A 21,201-nucleotide genomic window follows, 5' to 3' on the forward strand; every position below is an offset into this window, starting at 1 on the left:
ATCCAGCGACATGGCATCGAACGGCTCAAGACGCTCGAGACAGCGCCCACCCGAGTGTGTCCGCATCTGATGCAGTGGAGCGCCACGACCGGCGGCGCCGCCGGTCGACATCAGCACAACAAGCTATTCGGGGAATCGAAGCGTCTCGACCTTGATGCCGTCCTCCCCCGTGATCTCCTCGCCAGACCAATTCCAGCTCGTGCCGCCTGGGCCCGGCAGCCCCAGCTCGAAGGTGACCGCCTCCAGCGTGAGCTGGTCCTCGTCGAGGTAGGCGACGCCGATCGAGTCGCCGCCGCGCCCGGGGCCGCCACGGCCGCCAGGGCCTCCGTCGCCGCCATCGGCACCGCCGCAGGACCACGTGCCGTCCCCCACGGCGCCGCCTGGCAGGCCCCTGCCGCCCTTGCCGCCATCCTCCGGCCCCCCGCCGTCGCCGCCGGGGCCACCGTCGCGCGCGGTGATGGTGCTGTCGCGCACCGTCACCTTGGCGTGGAGCGCCAGGATACCGATGCTCGGCTGGCCGTTCTCGCCCCCTCGGCCGCCTCGACCGCCGCAGCCGCCGGCACCTCCGGAGCCGCCGCCGGCGCCTCCCTTGGAGGCCACGCCGCACACCGCGAGCCCGCCCCGGCGGCCCCCGCCCCCGCCGCCGCCTTGCCCGGGCGTCCCCCGGGTGCCGTCGCCGGCCCTGTCAGGGTGCCATCCGGTCTCATCGATCCGACCGCGGCCCTTTCCCGGCTCACCGGGGATGCCTGGATCGCCGTGGAGCGCCACCTGACCTGGTCGGCAATGGACGCCTGGCGCGTCCCCATCGCCCCCCCGTCCGGCCGTCGGGTCTGACGCTACGCGCGGCTGCCCGTCCCCGCCGTCGCCCGCCCCGTCGGGAAGCCCCTCACCGCCTGCGCCGCCGAAGCTCGGGATTCCTCCTTCGCACGGGTTCACCGCGCGAGCCCCGCCCGGGACCGTGGCGGCGGAGCACGCGTCTTCCCCGTACTGCCCATCCGGTCCCGTCGCTGCCTGGTACGGCCAGGGCCATTCCTCCCCATGGTCGCCCCTCAATCCTGCCATGGCTCGGATCCAGCTTCCGACGATCTCCACCGCGGCGCCCGACCGAACGACCATCCCGACATGCGTTGTACTGTTGACCAACACATGATCGACGATCGAGACCCCGTCCGCTGCCCCCGTGTCACCGGCGCGGGCCGGCTCGACGGTCAGCGCGATGAGCCGGGGATCGGCGGGACCGAGCTTGGCCAGCATGTGCACCGGGTTTTCGAGGTCTCTTTGGCGTTCCCATCCGATGGCGGTTTCGAAGCCTCCGTAGATATCCACGCCGGAGGGGAGCGTGACGGTCTCCTGATACGCATCGTCGGTAAGAAACACGCGACCGCGCCCGGTGCGCGCGAGCTCGATCGCGCGCCGGACGGAACGAACCGGCCTGTCCTTCGTGCCCGGATTCCCGTCGTCACCGCCGAAAAACGGATGGATGACGAACACACCGCAGCCGTCCGTCGCCCGACGCGCCGCAAGATGCTCCAGGCAGACCGACTCGGGGACGGGATCGCTCGCACAGGTCGATGGACCGTCACACGGCGGCGCGCCGCCAGGGCCGTCCACCGCCGGCGCGGTCCCGCAACCGGCCGCGGCGAGCGGAAGAACGAAGAACAGGAGGATCGCGGAATTCAGGCTCATGGGCATCCCTCGTTGGCGACGTCTCGCAAGGCACGAGTCAATGGGGCGGCTCGTTCCCCACGCTGAACGCATGAATTTCACCCGTGGGGCCTAGCTGCCCTTCGCCCACCTCGTCACTGGCACCGGCGTTCCCCGCATAGCCGCCATGACCGGGGTCTCCGACCTGGATGTAGGTCCCGGGTCGAATGGCGAAGTTGGGCGCCACATAGGCGATGCCGATGGTTGCGCCCCCGAGCCCGCCGCCGGCGTCACCTCCGCGACCGCCGTTGCCTCCCAGGCCACCCGAGCACGCGCCCGGCATGTCGGCTCCAAATCCCTTTCCGCCGTTGCCGCCATATCGCCCGACGCCCCCCTCTTGGCCCCTACCGCCCACTCCGCCCTGGCCGCCTTTGCCCGTGATCACGTCGCTGGTCCCAATCGTCAGCTCCGCGCCGTCCAGCACGATAATGCCGATGGCCGCCCCGCCATAGCCACCTCCATAGCCGCCCCGACCGCCACAGCCGCCGCTCCCTCCCGAGCCGCCGGCGGCGCCCCCCTGGGGCAGGCCTGCCCGACACGCGACCATCTCCCCACGCGACTTGCTGCCGCCACCGCCGCCGCCGCCCTGGCCGGTGCCGCCGGGCTTCCCGTCCTTGCCCCGGACGCCGATCCATCCGTCCTTGCCAAGGTGGCCCACCCCCACCGCGCCGTCCGCGCGACCGGCGTCGGCGCCGTGTGCGCCCCTGCGCCCGTCGTCGCATAACGTGACGTCTGCGCCGACACCTGCGCTGCCGAGGCCCTCCGGATTGTCCGCCGGCACCGGCTGTCCCGGAGCGCCATCGCTCCCCGACTCGAGCCCGCCGTCGCCCCCGTAGCCGCCGATGGACTCGATGCCATCGTCGCACACCGTCACGACCGGGAGGGCGCCTGTCGGGGAGTCCGTGGTGCAGGCGGACACCCCGTCGTTCCCCTCAAGGCCGTCCGCTGCCCGCTCGGTGTCGGCGTCCTCTCCCGGCTCCCCGTCCTTGCCGTTGCCGGCGACAATCACGCTGTCCTGCACGAACGCCGTGGCCCCCGTGCTCAAAATCATCGCGATCGACGACTTTCCATCTGGCGCCGATGCGTCCGCCGCCACGACGCGCACGCCGGCAATCACCGACGTCGCGTCGTCCTCCGCGAGCGCCATACCCTCCTCCCCGAGGACCCGCAGCGGGATCCCCCCCGGCGGAGCGATGATCGTCGGGTGATCCGGCCCGCCGAATGACCCCTCATACGACCAATCCCCGCCGTCACACAGGCGCCCGCCCCAGACGTCAACCCCCGAGGGCAGCGTGATCTTCTCCTCGAACGACCCGCCGCACGCGTACACGCGCCGGGTCGGCTCCTCGCCGTGGCTTCGCCCATGCGCGGCGAGCCCAATAGCGTGTTGCAGGGTCTTCACCGGTGCGTCCTTCGTGCCAGGGCTCCTGTCGTCACCCGACAACGGGCTGACGAACACCCCGCACTCGTCGAGCGCCATTGTCGTCGCTGGGTCGCCGTCACAGAGAGTCGGCTCAGGCGCAGGGGCGCACTCCATCACTTCCCAGCAATCGTCACGGTACGAAGTGCAAGCTAGCAGCGTGCTGCTCGCTCCCCACGCACAGACCACGACAGCAACGGCGGCGGCGAACGCTCTTCGGTCTTCCCGTGGCCGCATCCCCTCGGTACTCGGCATCGTCACCACACCCCCTCGATGCTCACGCCCGTCTCGTGCCCGGTCACGACGGGCGATATCTGGACCCGATCCTGAGCTGACGTGCGGCCCAGGAAGGAGAAGTCCGTGAAGAAGGACGCGGCGGTGGCCGCGCCGATCACACCGCCCGTGATGACCAGGGCCATGCCCACCCGGTCGGACAGGTTGCGCGCGTCGCGCAGGCGCCGCAGCTCGCCGCACGGCGAGCGCTCCGGCGCTTGCCAGCACATGGACGAACTCGATCTCGGGTCGCTCTCGAGCTGGTCACGCCGCGCGCTCATGTCCTGATCGAGCTTGCTGGCGCTGATCATGAGGATGGCGCCTGCCGATACGGTGCCCGTCGCGAGCGAGATTCCCACGACACGCAGCGTGCCCGGCCACGAGGCCCACGGGCTGGGGGCGTGCGCGCGCGGAGCGGGCAAAGCGCGCACCGGAGTCGCCGTCGTGGCCGTGGTCCCCTTGGCGCTACTCGCCTCCTTGGTGCCGCTCGCCGCCGCACACAGCAACGGCATCGTGAACTCGTGCTCCGCGCCTGCCACGGCGCGCAAGGAATGAAGAGCGTCCTTACAGCCCGGTGCACGGCCCCGCACCATGTGTTGGCCTGGCTCGAAGAACAGCGTGTAGGTCCGCGCGGTCCGGCCGATGCGCTTGCCGTCGACGAGCACCTCGGCGTCGGGCGGATCGACGCCGAGCACGAGCCGCGCGACGTGCGGCGCTGCCTTGCGCTGCCCTGCCTCGAATCGCTGCTGGAGCGCTTCCGGCAACGCTTCGCGCTGTTCCAGGCTCCTGGCCAGGTGCTCCGCCGCGTCGCGGTACTTGTGCAGCGCGAGCTCGCAAAGGCCGAGCTCGCCGGCGAGCTCCGCGCGCTCCACCTCGGTGCTGGTCGCCGCGTCGGCGGCCTCCAAAGCTGCCTTGTATTCAGCGGTTGCCTCGGTCCACAGCCCGGCCTTGCGCGCTTTCTGACCACGGCGAACATGCGCCTTCACCGTCGATCGGTTGCTCGGTCCCGCCTTCGGATGGGTGACGTCCGCACTGGACGAGCTCGGGAAGCCTGTTGCGGCCCCGAGCGCAAGAAGAATCGAGAGCGAATGCGCAAGGCAACGCATGCCGCGACGGTACCGACGCCGGCTACTCGACGTCAACCGGCAGAAATCGGCACGTCTCGGCGGCTTGCGCGAGAATCGGCGGTCGGATGAGGGAATGCGTTCAACAATGCATCAGACATTGCCCAGCGTAGTCTGGGCGACTACACGGCGGCACACTGTCCGACCGAAGTTGCTCCTCGACTCATTTTTCTGAACCGTTTGGGTCGCCTCACGTGTGCTGCTTACCGTGGCCAAGCCAGCGACCGACTCTCCCGGCTTCGAGCTCTTCCGGCGCCTGGCCAGGCGCCACGGTGTACCGGCGCGAAACGCCGAGGATATCGCCCAGGAAGCGCTGCTGCGGGGGCTCGACGCCGACCAACGGATCGAGCCGGGCGGCGACCCGGGGCCGTACCGCGTCACGATCGCCGTCAACCAGGCGCGCAATCACGTCCGGGACGCGCGCTGCCGCGGCGAGGTGCTCACGTCGTTCGATGAGCGCGAGATCCGAGATGAGCTCTTCACGCCGGAAGAGCTGCTCCGCAGACGGCAGCGGGAAAAGCTCACCCGGCAGCTGATCGACCAACTCGATCCCAAGTACCGGGATCTCGTGATCAAGCACGACCTCGAGGAGGTCCCGCTCGCCGAGATCGCCGCCGAGCAGGGGCTCCCGCTGGACACGGTGAAGACGCGACACCGGCGGGCGCACAAGGAGCTCGAGGTGCAGGGGGGACGGTGGCAGGCGCAGGAGCGCTCTCAGGGAAGGGACGGGAGCATCTGCGTGCCGCTTGCACTGGGCTTCGGCCGTCGTGCGTCGTGGGTGGCCTCGCTGCGCCGGCTGGGCCTGAGGATCGTCGTTCAGGCCGCGCTCGTCCTGCTGACCGGCGCGCTCGTCTCCACCGTGCCGCCCTTGCCCGACCTGGAATCGTGGTTCAGGCCGGCGGCGGTCCGCGCCCCTGCCACCGCGCCCGCGGAGCAGGACGCCGTCGCGCCCACCGCGCGAGATGGCGCCCAGAGCGCCGCGGGGCCCGCCAGCGGAGATGGGGCGCCCGACGCTGCGGCGCCCGCCGCAGCGCCCGCGCACGAGATCTCGTCGCGCACGGAACACGGAAGCGCGCGCGGCGAAGCGATGGCGACCGGCACGCCCGCTCCCTCGAACGCGAAGACGAGACGTCGCCGGGCCGCGCCTCCGGCGAGCGCTGTTCGACCGACCGCCGGCGAGGTCGAGAGGAGCCTGGTCAACCAGGCGCGGAGGGCCATCGAGGCCAACGACGTCATGGCCGACGTCGAGGCTCGCCGGCTGCTCGAGGCCCACGCGCGGCAGTTCCCGCGAGGGCGGCTCGCCGCGGAGCGCGAAGCGCTGCTCAGGCAGCTTCGCTGAATCGTCGGCTACCCATCAACAGCTAGGCAGGCGGGGATAGCGGTGCTGCTTTCGCGCAGCGCAACGCCGAGATCCGCGTTGTGTCGGACAAGAACGCTCAGGTCCAGGAGGCGAAAGATCATGGAAGACATGCTGGGTGCGATGTGGCTCGTGTCGCCGCTCGGGCTCGCGATGATCGCGTGCGTCGCGATCGGCTTCGCGGTCACCGCGCGCGAAGCGCTGGGACGAGAGCGCGGGCTTCGCGAGGCGCGCGAGCACGCGCATGATGACGAGGAGGCGGCCCTCACCGATGCGAAGGAGCAGGCCACGAGGGAGCGCGACCGATATCGGCGCCTTCTGGACTGTCACGTCGACGCGGCGCTCGCCGAGCTGACAGACGCCCGAGCGCGCCCCGTCCCCTGGCCAGGAAGGGTCCTCGAGTCGTTCTGCGCGATGACGCCTTCGTGGAGGAGAAAGCTGGCCGAGAGCACGGGGTTGGAACCGAGGGAGGTGGAGCGGTTGCTGAGGAGCGACCTCCCCATGACGCCCGGCCTCGCGCGGCAGCTGGAGGCCTTCACCGGCGCGCCGGCGCGGTACTGGGAGCGCCTCTGGCGGCTATACGACGACCACCGATCGGACGCGGAGGAGACCGTGGTGATCCAGCTGGGCGAGCCCGCCACAAAGCGCGAGAGCTCGGCGCGTCCGGCGGCGTCGTCGGCGCCGAGCTCGGCGCCACCGACTCCGCCGACGATACCTCCCCGCGCGCTCGACGTTCCTCCGCCCGTGGTGCCGTCTCCCGAGCTTGTGGCCAGGAGCCCGCGGGCGAAGCTCCCGCCGCCTCCAATGCCGCGGCTTCGGTCGCCGCGCCCTGTCCGTGCCGTCGCGGGGGAAGAGCTCGCCCGTCGTGCTGCCACCCTGACGAGCTTCCCGCTACAGCCTGACGAAGGAGGGGCGAGCTCCGCCAACCGGTCCGATTGGGAGGACGCACAGCGCTCGCCGCTGAACACTACGCTTCCGGGAGTAGGAGGCCATGGGTGAGCGCCGCCGCGCCTTGCAGCTACACGCCATCAGGCGTCTGCTGGCGAGCGCGCCACCGCTACGGGAACTGAGCAGCTACGGCTGACGTCTTCCTTTGGTAGCGGACGGGGAAGACCGCGAACCGGTGCCGCAGGAGTGCGGACGCGCGGCATCATCCGCTTACGGGTGATTGCCCGCGGGGGAGGGTAACGCCATGGATCGTCTGTCGAATGAAGACGAGCGCGCCGCCGCGCACGCGCGCCTGTTTTGCCCGGCGCTGGTTCGTGCCGTGCTGGGCTGGCTAAGGAGGCTGGGGATCCCACGGTGCCATCGTACCGACGTCGCAGGCCAAGTCTGGCTCAACGCCTGGCAGAGCTGGCCCAGGTTCGAGCCGAAGCGCGGCAGGACGGAACGCTGGTTGAACGCGATCACTGTACACGTTGCCTCGCACTATCACGAGCGCATGCGGCATCGCAGGGAGGAACTCATCGATTTGATCGATGTGGCCGATCCAGCGCCGGATGCCGCTGCTACGATGGAATCCGACAGCATCAGGGCGGGCGCCATCGATGCGGTGAACGAACTCGAACCGAAGCTGCGCTTCGTTCTCGTGGCACACGACCTGAACGGCGTCTCCATGGCCCAGATCGCCGAAGAGGTGGGGCTACCTCGCTCTGTGATTTACAAGCGACGCACCAAGGCCATTCGTGCGCTGCGCGACATCATCCGGCTTCGGGACACCATGGAGGACTTCGACCGGAGAGCGGGGCCGCGATGAGCATCAAAGGCCTGGTTGTTCACTTCCGGCGCGACTTCGCTCCGGATCCCTGGCCGGCCCTCTGGCGGGCGGAACTGGGTCCTGACACGCTGAACCTAAGGAACGCCCTGGGTCCGGCACGGCCGCCAAACGGGTCGCCGTGACCTCAGGGCGTGCACTCGCAGCTGCAGACGGACATCTGGCCAGCGACGGTCGTGCTCCACTGCCCATTCCAGGCTCGGGTGGTGCCGCAGGCGACCGGGCACTTGCTCGGGGCGTCGGCGTTGCTCCAGATGGGCCCGGCCTCCTGCGACACCGACGCCGGCGGCTTGTAGGCGCACTCGCAGACGGACATCTGGCCCGGGACGGTCGTCCACCATTGCCCGTCCCACTTCGTCGCGCTGCTGAACGCGGCGCAGGTATTCGGACACTGCGTCTGAGCATGGGTGTTGTTCCAGATGGGGCCGGCCTGCACGACGGCGGCGGGGCGCGGGCTGCATTCGCACACCGACATCGCGCCTGGAACGGTGGTCCACCACTGCCCGTTCCAGTTCATGTTCTGGGGGTTGCAGACGTTCGGGCATTTGGTCTGGGCATCGGTGGTGTTCCAGATGGGCCCGGCCTCCAGCGCGAGATTCTTGGCGACGCACGCAGGGCCGAGCGCCTGCGACGCCTCCTCGACGGTCTCCTCGTCGGAGAACGCCTGCTCGGAGTCGCCTTCGTCCATCGGCACGCTGCAACCCGCGATGAGCATGATGCCGAGCGCGCTGGAGGTGAAGAGTGCGGAGAGAATGTGTTTCGTGTTCATGGTCGGCTCCTGGAGTGGTCGGTCAGGTCGATGTCTTGGGTCGCGATGTTCGCCGCCCGTCCGATTCTGGTTTCTGCTGTTTGCAGCCTGCGTGCCACCAGGGCGCGCCCTCCTCGGAAGCGCTCGGTCCTCCACGTCAGCGCGCAGAATGCGAGCGGCGCCTGCTCGTTCCCGGGGGCGCGGCGCGCCCGCCCATGGCCGCCTCGGCAAGACCTTGCCCGCAAGAGATCGCCGTCGCGAGTTGCCCGGCAAGAGTTTGCCGGCAAGGATGGGCCGAACGTATTAGCGGCGTCCTTCCGGCTACCGCGGCCTTCGTCCAGATCGTCGCTCCGCCCGGCACGTGAGCCGGCTGGAGCCCTCGGGCCCAGGCCCACCGCGCGTGGTCGGGCGTCTCGGCAAACGTTTGCGCGCAATGAAAATGGCTCGCCCGCCCGCGGCGACCTGGCGACACAAACAGGCGCAGCGCAGCGCAGCGCCGCGCAGCGCGGCGGAGACTCATGAGCGGCGAGGTCCGTGGTGGCTCTTGGACCTTCCGAAAGAGCCTGATATAGAGACCAGCGAGGCGGAGTGCATGCGGTCAGGCAAGTCGGTGCAGGACGACGCGGCGAAGACCTGGACCCTGGCGGGGAGGTCGATCTCTGCCATTCAGCAGACCGCGACGCTGGGCATCGCGCTCGTCTGGCATCACGCCGGAAAGACGGAGAGACGATTGCTCTCGCCCGACACGCCGCTTGTCGTGGGGCGCGCCGCGCCTGCCGCGCTCTGCATCGACGATCGTACCCTGTCGCGGGAGCACGCCCGCTTCCTCCTCTCGCGCGGGCGGGTGTGGGTCGATGACCTGGGATCCAAGAACGGCACGTTCCTCGACGGCCGCCGCGTCGCCCGCGCCGGGATCGCGATAGGGGATGAGGTCGTGCTCGGCAGCGTCGCGCTGCGGGTTCAGGCGTTCGGCGCCGGGGGCGAGTCCCTCGATCTCGAGGGAGAGGAAAAGCTCTTGCGCCGCGTGGAGGACGAGCTGACGCGCGCCCGACATTTTCGCCGTCCGTTCGCCCTGCTCCACGTGCGCATGAGCGCGGCGGAGACGGCGGAGGGCTGGATCAACGCCGTGCGCGCCTGTCTTCAGCCCGTCCATCGTGTGGCGCTCTACGGCATCTGCGCTGCCCACGTGCTCCTGCCCGAGGCCGGCGCCGAGGAGGCGCACCGCGCCGCGCAGGCCATCGCAGCCTCCTTCGTCGGCAGCGACGCCCGGCTCCTCGTCGGCCTCGCCCTCTACCCGGACGCCGGAAGCACCGCGGACGAGGTCTTCGCGGCCGCGCGCGGGGCTGCCCGCCACGCCTCGCCCGAGCGCCCGGTGGCGTGCGGCCCGGCCGCGACCTCGGTGCTCGCGCGCGAGGAGCCGGAGGAAGGGGGGATCATCGCCGGCCAGCGGATGCGCGAGGTCATCGAGACGGTGAGGCGCGTGGGCGCCTCGCGCATCCCGGTCATCCTTCACGGCGAGACGGGGACCGGCAAGGAGGTCGTCGCGCGGATGATCCACGAGGGCGGCCCGCGCAAGGGGCGGCGCGTGGTGCGCGTGAACTGCGGGGCGATCCCGAAGGACCTCGTGGAGAGCACCTTGTTCGGCCACGAGCGCGGGGCGTTCACCGGCGCGCTGCAGCAGCAGAAGGGCGTGTTCGAGGAGGCCGACGGCGGGACGGTGTTCCTGGACGAGATCGGCGAGCTGCCGCCGCCGGCCCAGGCCGCGCTGCTCCGCGTGCTCGAGTCGGGGTCGTTCAGCCGCGTCGGCTCGAGCCGCGAGATCGAGGTCGACGTGCGCGTCGTCGCGGCGACGCACCGGGATCTCGAGGCGATGGCCGCGTCGGGCGCGTTCCGGGCCGATCTGTATTATCGGCTGGGCGGCGTCGTCATCGACATCCCGCCGCTGCGCGATCGAAAGGACGAGATCGAGCCGCTCGCGCGGCATTTCCTGCGCGCGGCCAGCGCGGCCAACGGACGACGCGTCGAGGGCATCACCCCCGAGGCGCTCGCCCTGCTCTGCGCGTACGCGTGGCCTGGCAACGTGCGCGAGCTGCGCAACGTGATCGAGCGCGCGGTGGTGGTCACGCCCGGCGCGCTCGTCGGCCTGGAGGATCTGCCCCCGAGGGTGCGCGCGGCGGCGGCGCGCGGCGAGTCCGAGCGCCCCGCGGACCTGGGGAAGGAAGCGGAGCTCGGCCGCGCTCCGCCCGACGTGGCCGTGTTCTGCCCCACGCCGTCGGCCCCGAAGGAGGCGCCCCCCGAGGGCGGGCTGGTCCGGGGAAAGGTGCAGCGGTATGAGGCCAAGCTGCTCCAGGACATGCTCGAAACCGCGGGCTGGAACCGGACCGAGGCCGCGCGGCGGCTGGGGATACCGGTGCGCACGCTGTCCTACCGCATGAAGGTCCTGGGTGTGAAGCGGCCCTCTCCTCGCTGATGCAGGGCTGCTGTCGACGGGCCCCCGCGTCTCGAACCTGAGCAAGCGCGCTGGGAGCTCGCTACACTGCGCTCACCATGCTGAATCGCACGATCGCGCGGAAGTACGCGCTGAGACGAGAGATCGGACGCGGCGGGATGGGCGTCATCTGGGAGGCGTTCGATCAGGTGCTCCGGCGTCCCGTGGCGCTCAAGGTGATGACGCCCGAGCATGTCAGCTCCGACCCGGCGCGACGCCGGTTCGAGCGAGAGGCGACGGCGATCGCGCGGCTCCGCAACGAGCACATCATCCAGATACACGACTACGGTATCGACGAAGATTGCCCTTACATCGTCATGGAGCTGCTCGAAGGGGAGGACCTCGAGGCCAGGCTCACCCGGGAGCGGCAGCTCTCGCCGTCGGCGACGCTCGCTCTGCTCCGGCAGATCGCCATTGGCCTGCAGGTGGCGAGCTCCGCGGGGATCATCCACCGCGATCTCAAGCCGGCGAATGTCTTCCTGGCGCGGAAGGAGCCAGGAGAATGCGTGAAGCTCCTTGATTTCGGCGTGGTGTGGACGGTCTTCGAGTCGGACGAGGAACAGCAGGGATCGTTCGGCAGGGTCGTCGGTACGCCGTCGTACATAAGCCCCGAGCAGGTGCGCGCCGTCGTGCCGGATCACCTGAGCGATCTCTGGTCGCTCGGCGTCATCACCTATAGGGCCCTCACGGGCCGGCTCCCGTTCGCGGCGAGCGGGATCGGGGAGCTGCTCATCAGCATCTGCACCGATCCGTTTCCGCCGCCGTCGAGCCTCGTGCCGGGCCTGCTGCCCGGCTTCGACGGCTTCTTCGAGCACGCGCTGGCGAAGGACCCGGCGCAGCGGTTCCAGTCCGCGGCCGATTTCGTGGCGGCGTTCGCGGCGGTGATCGAGGCCAGCGGGGGCCCCGCCAAGATCCTCATCGCCGACGACGAGCCAGACGTGGCGCTCATGATGAAGCTGCTCTTCCGGCAGAAGATCCGCGACCGGGTCTACGAGTTCATCTTCGCTGACAACGGTGAGAACGCCCTCGACGAGCTCCGGCGCCACCCCGACATCGACGTCGTCGTCACCGATATCAACATGCCCGTGATGGATGGGCTCACGTTCCTCGGGCGCGTCCCTGAGGTGAGCCCCTTTGCGAGGACGGTGATGATGTCCGCCTACGGCGACATGGGGAACATCCGGAGCGCGATGAACCAGGGCGCGTTCGATTTCCTGCTCAAGCCGATCCAGCGGGGCGATCTCGAGGCGACCATCGACAAGACGATCAAGCATGTCGCGGAGCTGCGGAGGAACGCCCGCTCGGACGAGGAGAACAAGATCCTCCGTCAGTTCACGAGCGCGGCGTTGATCGAGCGGATCCGGGAGATGGGCCCCGCGATCGCGCTCGCGAGCGAGGCGGTCATGGCCACGGTGGCGTTCATCGACATCTTCCAGTTCACGCCCGTCACCAGGGAGAGGCTGCCCGGCGAGGCCATGCGGTTGCTCAGGGCGAACTTCGAGGTGATCGTCCCGGAGCTCGTCGCCAAGGGGGGGGTCGTGGACAAGTTCCTCGGCGACGCGGTGATGACGGTGTTCCAGGGGCCGGATCACCTGTCTCGGGCGCTCAGCGCGTGCGTGGCCGTCCGCGCGCAGATGGCGGCGGTGGCGCGCCGTGCCGGCGAGGGCTCGCCGTACACGCAGGGGATCTGCATCGGGCTCTCCACGGGGCAGGTCCTCTCCGGCAGCGTCGGATCCCAGGCGTACGGCCGGCTCGACTACACGGTGCTCGGCGAGGTGGTCAACGCCGCCGCGCACCTCGCCAGGGCGTCGCGGCCAGGGGAAATCCTCGTCGAGGCGACGGTCCGCGAGGCCGCGCAGCAGCTCTTCGATTTCGAAGACGTCGGCGCGCGGAGCCTGCTGCCGGGAGCCCCCCCCGTGAGCGTCTTCAACCTGGTGAAGCGCGCTCCGGTCGATTTCGTCGCAGGCAGCGAGCCGACCATCGGCGTCCACTCGACGACCACCATGCGATGAGGTCGCGCCGCGCCGGCGCCGGCTCGAAGCGCCTCAGCGCGCCGTGAGGCGGTGGCGGCCCTGGGGCACGCTCGTCGAGGCCGTGCCGCTGGCAGCGTCGTAGCGCGTCGGCGCGGGCTTGCCGTCGAGGTAGAGCTGCGCGTCCTGGCGCGAGACGGCGAGGCCGACCTGCGCCGCGCTCGAGAGCACCAGCTCCGCGGCGAGGCCGGGGCCCTCGGGCCGGAGCGACGCGGAAACGGGCGAGGCGGCGAGCAGCAGGGCGCGACCGCCGACGCTCAGCGAGGTGCCGGCGTCGACCTGGGCGCGCTCGAGCGCCCTGTGGCGCAGGAGCAGCAGCGCGCTGCGGCCCTGCAGCTTCGCGGCGGGCACGGCGGGCACGGCGGGCACGCGAGAAGCGTCGCCCACCTCCACCGGCTGCGCGCCGTCGGAGACCAGCGCGAGATCCTGCGTGTCCTGCTCCGCGATGGAGACGAGCGCGGCCGAGCCGCTCCCGCCGCTCACCTTGAGCGCCTCGATCGCCGGCTTCGGCTCGCCGGCGGTGAGGTCGCGCGGGTAGAGCACGGTCAGCCATTGCGTGCTGGAGGCGATGTAGCGCGCCACCGAGAATGGGTGCCGGAAGGTCATGTTCGGGAAGAAGTTGGTGAAGCCGCTTCGATTCACCGAGAAGGCGTCGGGTCGTGGGACGTAGACAACGTCGAGCTCGAGATCGCGCTTCCCGTCGTCGGTCCGCGTGGCCCACACCAGCCGGCCCGCCGTGGGCGCGGACGGAGCGCCGCCGCCGGCGCCCGGAGGCATCGGCTCGCTCGGGGCGAGCCCTGTCGCTGCCCCCGCCGCCGCCAGGTCGCTGGCCATCCGGACCTCGCCGCAGACGTCGCCGCAGTCCACCTGTGTGCTGGACGAGGTGGGCCTGGAAGTGGCGTAGTCGGTGCAGATGGCGGGCGCGCCCGGCCGGCAGCCCAGCCAACCGCTGTAATGGAGGTGGGTGTCGTAATAGTGGAGCATCGGTTGGGCCGAGCCGATGGCTGCGGAGATCATGTGGTCGAAGACGACCACGTAGCTCCTCCGCGCGAGCGTCGCCGTCCGCCGCGTGGACACGTCGGGCACGTTGACGTAGTCGTCGATCGTGACCGTCGAGGAGTCGAGCTCCCCGGTCAGGAAGGACGCCTGCAGGATCGCCGGATCGTCCACGGGCCGGGTCAGGTCGCTGAAGATGCCGAGCTGGCGCCACGCGGGCGTCTGGTACGTATCCCGGATCCCCTTGAAGCTGTCGATGGTGACCAGGTTGTGCGACTCCGGGCTGAAGTTGACCCAGTAGAACAGCGAGGTGTGGGAGCTGCCCGCGGGGTCGTAGTTGCGGCCGTCGCCCGGATCGATGATCAGGTATTGCCCCTTCGCGTGCAGGAGGAAGCTCGTCTGATCGGGCTGGCTGTGCGAGGACGGGCGGTACTCGTGCTCGGTCGTCATCAGCAGGTGAACCGCGTCCGCGCTCCAGCCGGAGCGCAGCGAGGTCATGTCCGAGGTGACGAGCGAGGTGTACGTGGGCTCCTTGGGCTCCTGCGCCCCGGCGCCGGCCCTGGCGATGTCCGGATCGGTATAGAGGATGCTGTAGACCGGGTTGTTGACGACGGCCTTGCCCTTCGCGCTGAGCCAGCCATAGAAGCCCTTCGCGTCGCGGCGCCCCTCCTTGTCGCTGAGCGCGCTGGCGGCGATGCTGCTCAGCTGCAGGGGCTCGCGCCAGCCGGTCTCGAGGGTGGCCGCGTTGCCGTCCGGCATGGAGAGGGCGCCCCCGTAGCGGAGCATGCGGGCGATGCGGGTGTCATCGCCCCAGGCCGCGGGGGTGTTCACCGCGTTGATGTAATCACGGCCGTCGCGAGCCCCGCCGGAGAGCCTCTTCATGGCCTGGAGGTAGGGCAGCATCACCGAGAACACGTCGTCCTGGTAGCTCGGGCCCTCGACGTAGGTGCCGTCCTTGGTCAGGCAGGCTTGCATGTAGGGGCCGTAGGAGCGGAGGGCGACGAGCGAGTCCAGCGGCTCGTCGCCGAAGAGATCGCGCTCGACGGTGCAAGCGTGGTCGTGCTCGCCGAGGGCGTAGCTCAGCGTGGCCGCGCCGCTGCCAACGCGATAGCGGAAGTTGGTGACGTACGTCGTGTTGAACTCGCCGTACACCCCCATCGTCTTTCCGAGCGCGTCCTCCAGCTTGTCGCGGATGGCCGCGTCGTCGTCCGCGCTCAGCGCCGGCTGCACGAGGTCGTAGGCGTAGGCATAGTTGAGCAGGGTTCCGCCCCAGTACCAGGCGCCAGGCGTCTGGTTCCAGCCGGTGCTGGTGTCGCCCGCCTTCAGCAGCGTATCGCGCGCCGTCTTCAGCGCGTCGCTGCGCTGCTCGATCACCCAGGAGAGGGCCCCGTACAGCGCGCAGTTGGAGAGCTGGTATTCTTTTACGTCCGTATTCGTGGAGGGGGCCGCGCACGGGTGGCCCTGCCCCGGCGGGCCGCGGCGGACATCGTCCATCCAGGTCTTGTAAGGGTCCTGGGTGACCCGCTGCCTGAGGGCGGGGATGTCGTGGCGATCGAAGGCGATGAACGGGTGCTTCCGCTCCTGGATCTGGACGGGGGCGCACGGGGGCGGCCTGGGACAACCTCCGAGGCCCAGCAGCAGGATCCACGGCACGAGGACCTTTCCCCCCATTGAGCGGAGCATGAGGGTCCTTGTTATCAGCACCGCAATGCGGGCGTCAACGTGAGTCACCTCGCGGCCACCTCCGGCGCGAGGTGGCGCAGCGCGCGCCTTCGGTCGAAGAAGCGTCGAACGAGCGAACGAGCGTCGAACGAGCGCCGCCCCGGCGGGGACATGGCTTTGTCCCGCGGACCGTGGTCCAATCCGCTCCCATGAGCGCCGCCCTCCGCCACTCGCCCCGCAGCTCCGCGGCGCATCGAGGCTAGATCCAGCATGGTCCTGCCCGGGTACGAGATACAGGCTCAGGTCTACGACAGCACCAACACCCGCGTCTGCCGCGCCCTGCGCAAGGCGGACGGGGAGCCCCTCATCCTCAAGATCCTGAAGCCCCTCCGCCCGTCTCCCGAGCGGCTCGCCTGGTTCCAGCGCGAATACGATATGCAGCGCGGGCTCGAGCTGCCGTGCGTCCCGCGGGCCTATGGCCTCGGGCTCGAGCTGCAGGGCTGGACCATGGCTATCGAGGACTTCGGCGGGGAGTCGCTGGACAGGCTGCTGCGCCGGGGGACGCCGCCGCTCGCCGAGGCGCTGGACATCGCCGTCCGCATCGTGGACGCGCTCGGGCAGCTCCACGAGCAGCGCATCATCCACAAGGACATCAACCCCTCGAACATCGTCTGGAGCGCGGAGCGCGAGCGGCTCGCCATCATCGACTTTGGCATCTCCACCGTGCTGTCGCGGGAGAACCCCGTCCTCAAGAGCCCGGACGTGCTCGACGGGACGCTCATGTACATCGCCCCCGAGCAGACCGGCCGGACCAACCGGGCGATCGATTACCGCACCGACTTCTACTCGCTCGGCGTCACCCTCTACGAGCTCTTCACCGGGGCGCTCCCCTTCCCGGCGCAGGACGCGATGGAGCTCGTGCATTGCCACCTGGCGAGGCTCCCGGCGCCGCCTCACGCGCGGACGAAAGGCGTGCCGAGGGCGGTGTCGGACGTGGTGATGCGGCTCCTGGAGAAGGCGCCCGAGGCGAGATACCAGAGCACGTACGGCATCAAGGCGGACCTCGCGGCGTGCATCGCGGCGCTCCGCGACACCGGCGCGGTGGGGGCGATCGACCTCGGGGCGCGCGACGTGCCGGAGCGGTTCCAGATCCCCCAGCGGCTCTACGGCAGGGAGCGCGAGGTGGAGGCGCTGCTCTCGACCTTCGAGCGGGTCGCGCAGGGCGCGAAGAGCGCCGTCGAGGGGGCGCGAGGCGCGGCCGAGCTGCTGCTCGTCACGGGCTCCTCGGGCATCGGCAAGAGCGCGCTCGTGCGCGAGCTGTACGAGCCGATCACGCGGCGGCGGGGGTACTTCATCGGCGGGAAATACGACCAGCTCCAGCGGGCGACGCCCTACGCGGCCGTGGTGGCGGCGTTCCGGTCGCTGGTGCGGCAGATCCTCGGCGAGAGCCAGGCGCGGCTCGCGGGGTGGCAGGAGGCGCTGCGCGGCGCGCTCGGCCAGAACGGGCAGGTCATCCTCGACGTGATCCCCGAGGTGGAGGCGATCCTCGGGCCGCAGCCGCCCGCGCCCGAGCTCGGGCCGACGGAGACGCAGAACCGCTTCAACCTGGTGCTGGAGCGCTTCCTGCGGGTCTTCGCGAAGCGGGAGCACCCGCTCGTGATCTTCCTCGACGACCTGCAGTGGGCCGACGCGGCCAGCCTGCGGCTGCTCGAGCGGGTGCTCGGGGAGGATCGACCGGCGTACCTCTTCCTGATCGGGGCCTACCGGGACAACGAGGTGGGGCCGGCTCACCCGCTCACGATGACGCTCGCGGCCATCCGGGCGTACGGGACGGCGGTTCACGAGATCCACCTCGGGCCCCTCGGCCGCGAGCACGTGGAGGAGCTGCTCGGCCAGGCCATGCACGCGGATCCGGAGCGGGTCCGCCCGCTGGCGGAGCTCATCCTGCGCAAGACCGAGGGCAACCCGCTGTTCGTGAGCGAGCTCCTGAAGGCGGTGCACAAGGAAGGCTTCATCGCCTTCGACCGGCAGCGGGGGCGGTGGCAATGGGACCTCGGCCGGATCGAGGCGAAGGGCGTCACCGACGGCATCATCGATCTCATGATCGGCAAGATCCGCAGCTTGCCGGCCGCGACCCAGCAGGCGCTCAGCCTCGGCGCCTGCATGGGCAGCGAGATCGATCTGCGCGCGCTCTCGCTGGTGGCGGGCAGATCCGAGGAGGCGCTGTCCCAGCCGCTGTTCGCGGCGGCGCTGGAGGGGCTCCTGCTGCCGGCCTCCGAGCTCGAGGTGGTCCAGGACTCGACGAATCCCTCGCTGCTCGTGCGGCATTACCGGTTCCTGCACGACCGGGTGCAGCAGGCGGCGTATGCGCTCGTCGAGGAGGCGGAGCGGCCGGCGGTGCACCTCAGGATCGGGCGGCTGCTCCTCTCGAAGATCAGCGGGCCGGAGCGGGCCGAGCGGATCTTCCAGCTCGCGACGCACCTGAACCAAGGGCAAGGCCTCGTCACGGATCCGGTCGAGCGGCTCGAGATCGCCCGGCTGAACCTGGAGGCCGGGAAGCGGGCGAAGAGCTCCACCGCCTACGCCGCGGCGCGGGAGTACCTCGCCGCGGGGCTCGCGCTCCTGCCCGAGGGCTCCTGGGGAGAGCACCACGATCTCACCGCGGATCTCCACCGCGAGCTCGCGGAGGCCGAGGGGCTCAACGGCAACCACGAGCGCGCCGAGGCGCTCACCCGGGCGCTGCTCGATCAGGCGCGGACGCCGCTCGAGCAGGCCGGCGTGTACGACGCGCTGGTCAGCCATTGCACCATGATCGGGCGGTACGCGGAAGCCATCGACGTGGCCCGGCGCGGGCTCGCCCTGCTCGGCATCGACCTGCCCGAGAGGGATCTCGGCGCGGCGCTCGAGGCGGAGCTCGCGGACGTCGACCGCCGGCTCGGCGATCGCGCCCTCGAGTCGCTGCTGGAGGCGCCCGCCGTGGAGGACCCCGCCGGCAAGGCCGCGCTCAAGCTGCTCTCGAACGTGCTCTCGGCGACGTTCTACGTGGACCGGCAGCTCTACGGGCTCACCGTCACGAAGTCGGTCGGCCTGAGCCTCCAGTACGGGCTCGCCCCCGGCGCCTGCTCGATCTTCGCGTTCTTCGGGATCGTGCTCTCGGGGTTCCGGGGCCAGCCGGTCGCGGGCTACGAGATGGGGGTGCTCGCGGTGCGGCTCGGCGAGCGGTTCAACAGCCCCGGCGACGTCTGCAACAGCTGCTTCGCTCTCGGCAACTTCCTTTTACCGTGGGTGAAGCACCTGCCGGCGGCCCAGGCGGTCAACGACGCTGGATACAAGGCGGGGCTCGAGGCCGGGGAGCTGCGGTACGCGGGCTATATCCTCATCTACAAGCTGTTCAACCAGCTCTATGAGGGCAGGCCCCTCGCGCAGGTGCTCGCGGATCTGCCGGAGTTTCTGCACTTCAACCAGAAGAGCAAGAACCAGATCGCGATCGACATCATCCGCGGGCTGGAGCTCGCGCTCGCGGACCTCTCGGGCAGGGCCGGGGCCGCCGCGCCGGATCCTGCCGCCGAGGCCGACTACCTGGCCGCGTGCGAGGCGAACCAGAGCGTGATGGCCCTCTGTTACCATCACATCCTGAAGACGCAGACGCTGTACCTGCACGGCGATCTGGCGGGGGCGCGCGCCGCGGCGACGAGGGCCGAGGCGCTCATCTCGGCGGTCACCGGCAACGTGGCGTCGGCGGAGCACCAGTTTCATCACGCGCTCTGCCTCGCGGCGCTGGCCGACGGCGCCGGGGCGGACGAGCGGAGGGCCTTCCAGGAGGCCGCCGCGGCGAGGCGGGATCAGCTGGGGCGCTGGGCGGAGGTATGCCCCGAGACGTTCTCGCACATGCACGCGCTGGTCGGGGCCGAGCTCGCGCGGCTCGCGGGCGAGATCGGGGAGGCCATCGAGCTGTACGAGCGCGCCATCACCTCGGCGAGGGCCCACGGGTTCCTCCAGGACGAGGCGCTCGCGAGCGAGCTCTACGGCAGGTTCTGGCTCCGGCGCGGAAAGGAGCGGCTCGGCAGAGATTACCTTGCCGACGCCCGCTATGGCTTCGAGCTCTGGGGCGCGCGGCGCAAGGTGGCGCTGCTCGACGCGGAGCTCAACCCGCCGCAGCCGCTGGCCGAGGCGCCCCTCGACAGGACGACGCTCACCACCACGAGCACCCGGCAGCAGACGTCGCGGGTGCTCGATCTGGGCAGCGTGCTCAAGGCGTCGCAGGCGATCGCCAGCGAGCTCGTGCTGGAGCGGCTGCTCACCAAGCTGATGACCATCGTCATCGAGAACGCGGGGGCCGAGCGCGGCGTCTTGCTGCTCGCGCAGGGCGAGGAGCTCATCCCCAGCGTGGAGGCGCGCGTGGATCCGGCCGACCCGCGGGCCGCGCCCGCGGTCACGGAGCTGGATCTCGTGTCGTCCGTGGAGGGGGGGCAGTTCGCGGAGAGCATCGCCGTGTACGTGGAGCGGACCCGCGAGAGCGTGGTGCTCGCCGACGCGGCGCACGAGGGCGATTTCACCCAGAGCCCCTACATCACCCGGAACCAGACGCGGTCGGTCCTGTGCATGCCGCTCCTCAACCACGGCAAGCTCATCGGCGTGCTCTATCTCGAGAACAACCTGGCCACGGGCGCGTTCACGCAGGAGCGGCTGGAGGTCTTGCGGCTGCTCTCGGCCCAGGTGGCCGTGTCCATCGAGAACGCGGTGCTCTACGGGCAGCTCGAGCAGCGGGTCGGCGAGCGGACGGCGGAGCTGCAGAAGAAGAACGCCGACCTCGAGGAGGCGCTGCATCACCTCAAGGCGACGCAGTTCCAGCTCGTGCAATCGGAGAAGATGGCCTCGCTCGGGCAGCTCACCGCGGGCATCGCGCACGAGATCAAGAACCCGCTCAACTTCATCAACAACTTCGCCGAGGCGAACGTCGATATCGCCGCCGAGATCCTGGACGGGCTCGCGTCGAACCGGGATCTCAAGGTCGCCGAGATCGAGGATCTGGTGGTGAGCCTGAAGCAGAGCGCCGAGAAGATCGCCGAGAACGGGCGGCGCACCGACGGGATCGTGCGGGGGATGATGCAGCACGCGAGCGGCGGCACGGGGGAGCGCCAGCGCGTCGGGCTGAACGGGCTGCTCGATCAATACGTGAGCCTCGCCTACCACGGGATGCGCGCGCAGAAGCTCGATCTGAACGTGATCATCGAGCGCGATTACGACGAGGCGGTGGGCGCGATCGAGCTGGTGCCGCAGGAGATCGGGCGGGTGTTCGTGAACCTGCTGACGAACGCCTTCCACGCGCTGCGAGAGAAGCAGCGCTCGGCGGCCGGGCCGTACGTGCCGACGCTGGTGGTGAGCACGCGGCGGCTCGGGCGCGAGGTCGAGATCCGGGTGCGCGACAACGGGGTCGGCGTCCCCGAGGCGCTGCGGGCCAAGATCTTCCACCCGTTCTTCACGACGAAGCCCACGGGCCAGGGCACGGGCCTCGGGCTGTCGCTGAGCTACGACATCGTCCAGGCCCACCGGGGCACGATCAGGGTCGATGGCCAGGAGGGCGAGGGCGCGACGTTCATCGTCGCGTTGCCTGGCTGAGGCCGG

11 protein-coding genes are annotated in these 21,201 nt (G+C 70.3%); 6 read left to right on the forward strand and 5 right to left on the reverse strand.

Translation table 11 applies throughout. The features are described from left to right. Window positions 1–123: 123 nt before the first annotated feature. From WMF19_RS50045 to WMF19_RS50055, 3 genes are read right to left on the reverse strand one after another with little or no spacing between them, the layout of a single operon-like run. Window positions 124–1,686: a hypothetical protein gene (locus WMF19_RS50045; RefSeq protein WP_437896836.1), complete on the reverse strand. Its 1,563-nt coding sequence runs from the start codon at window positions 1,684–1,686 to the stop codon at window positions 124–126. 37 nt (window positions 1,687–1,723) lie between these two features. Continuing rightward, window positions 1,724–3,361, reverse strand: coding sequence for a hypothetical protein (locus tag WMF19_RS50050; protein WP_437901766.1), 1,638 nt, complete (start codon window positions 3,359–3,361; stop codon window positions 1,724–1,726). A 20-nt stretch (window positions 3,362–3,381) separates the two neighbouring features. Next, a complete protein-coding gene (locus WMF19_RS50055) occupies window positions 3,382–4,302 on the reverse strand; it encodes a hypothetical protein (RefSeq protein WP_437896837.1) in 921 nt (306 codons plus the stop codon). Between the two features lie 427 nt (window positions 4,303–4,729). Between WMF19_RS50055 and WMF19_RS50060 the strand changes: the two genes are divergently transcribed. From WMF19_RS50060 to WMF19_RS50070, 3 genes are all read left to right on the forward strand, one after another. After that, window positions 4,730–5,860 (forward strand): RNA polymerase sigma factor, encoded by a 1,131-nt coding sequence (locus WMF19_RS50060; RefSeq protein WP_437896838.1) that lies wholly within the window; start codon window positions 4,730–4,732, stop codon window positions 5,858–5,860. 120 nt (window positions 5,861–5,980) lie between these two features. Next, window positions 5,981–6,877, forward strand: a complete 897-nt coding sequence (locus WMF19_RS50065) for a helix-turn-helix transcriptional regulator (RefSeq protein ID WP_437896839.1) — start codon at window positions 5,981–5,983, stop codon at window positions 6,875–6,877. A 193-nt stretch (window positions 6,878–7,070) separates the two neighbouring features. Beyond that, window positions 7,071–7,634, forward strand: coding sequence for a sigma-70 family RNA polymerase sigma factor (locus tag WMF19_RS50070; RefSeq protein ID WP_437896840.1), 564 nt, complete (start codon window positions 7,071–7,073; stop codon window positions 7,632–7,634). 145 nt (window positions 7,635–7,779) lie between these two features. On the opposite strand, the gene WMF19_RS50075 is transcribed toward WMF19_RS50070, so the two are convergent. Then, the gene (locus WMF19_RS50075; RefSeq protein WP_437896841.1) at window positions 7,780–8,421 is read right to left on the reverse strand and encodes a mannan-binding protein; all 642 of its coding nucleotides are present in this window, start codon (window positions 8,419–8,421) and stop codon (window positions 7,780–7,782) included. Between the two features lie 571 nt (window positions 8,422–8,992). On the opposite strand from WMF19_RS50075, the gene WMF19_RS50080 reads away from it, so the two are divergent. Both WMF19_RS50080 and WMF19_RS50085 read left to right on the forward strand, forming a co-directional pair. Next, window positions 8,993–10,870 (forward strand): sigma 54-interacting transcriptional regulator, encoded by a 1,878-nt coding sequence (locus tag WMF19_RS50080; protein ID WP_437896842.1) that lies wholly within the window; start codon window positions 8,993–8,995, stop codon window positions 10,868–10,870. Window positions 10,871–10,947: 77 nt separating this feature from the next. Beyond that, window positions 10,948–12,900 (forward strand): protein kinase domain-containing protein, encoded by a 1,953-nt coding sequence (locus WMF19_RS50085; RefSeq protein WP_437896843.1) that lies wholly within the window; start codon window positions 10,948–10,950, stop codon window positions 12,898–12,900. A 33-nt stretch (window positions 12,901–12,933) separates the two neighbouring features. Here the strand turns inward: WMF19_RS50085 and WMF19_RS50090 are convergent, their stop codons facing one another. Further along, window positions 12,934–15,597, reverse strand: coding sequence for a hypothetical protein (locus tag WMF19_RS50090; RefSeq protein ID WP_437896844.1), 2,664 nt, complete (start codon window positions 15,595–15,597; stop codon window positions 12,934–12,936). Window positions 15,598–15,846: 249 nt separating this feature from the next. On the opposite strand from WMF19_RS50090, the gene WMF19_RS50095 reads away from it, so the two are divergent. Further along, entirely contained in the window at window positions 15,847–21,195 is a 5,349-nt protein-coding gene (locus WMF19_RS50095; protein ID WP_437896845.1) for an AAA family ATPase, read from the forward strand. The last annotated feature ends 6 nt before the right edge of the window (window positions 21,196–21,201 follow it).

The organism is Sorangium sp. So ce124, assembly GCF_051525235.1.
GTDB classification, from domain to species: Bacteria; Myxococcota_A; Polyangia; order Polyangiales; family Polyangiaceae; genus Sorangium; species Sorangium atrum.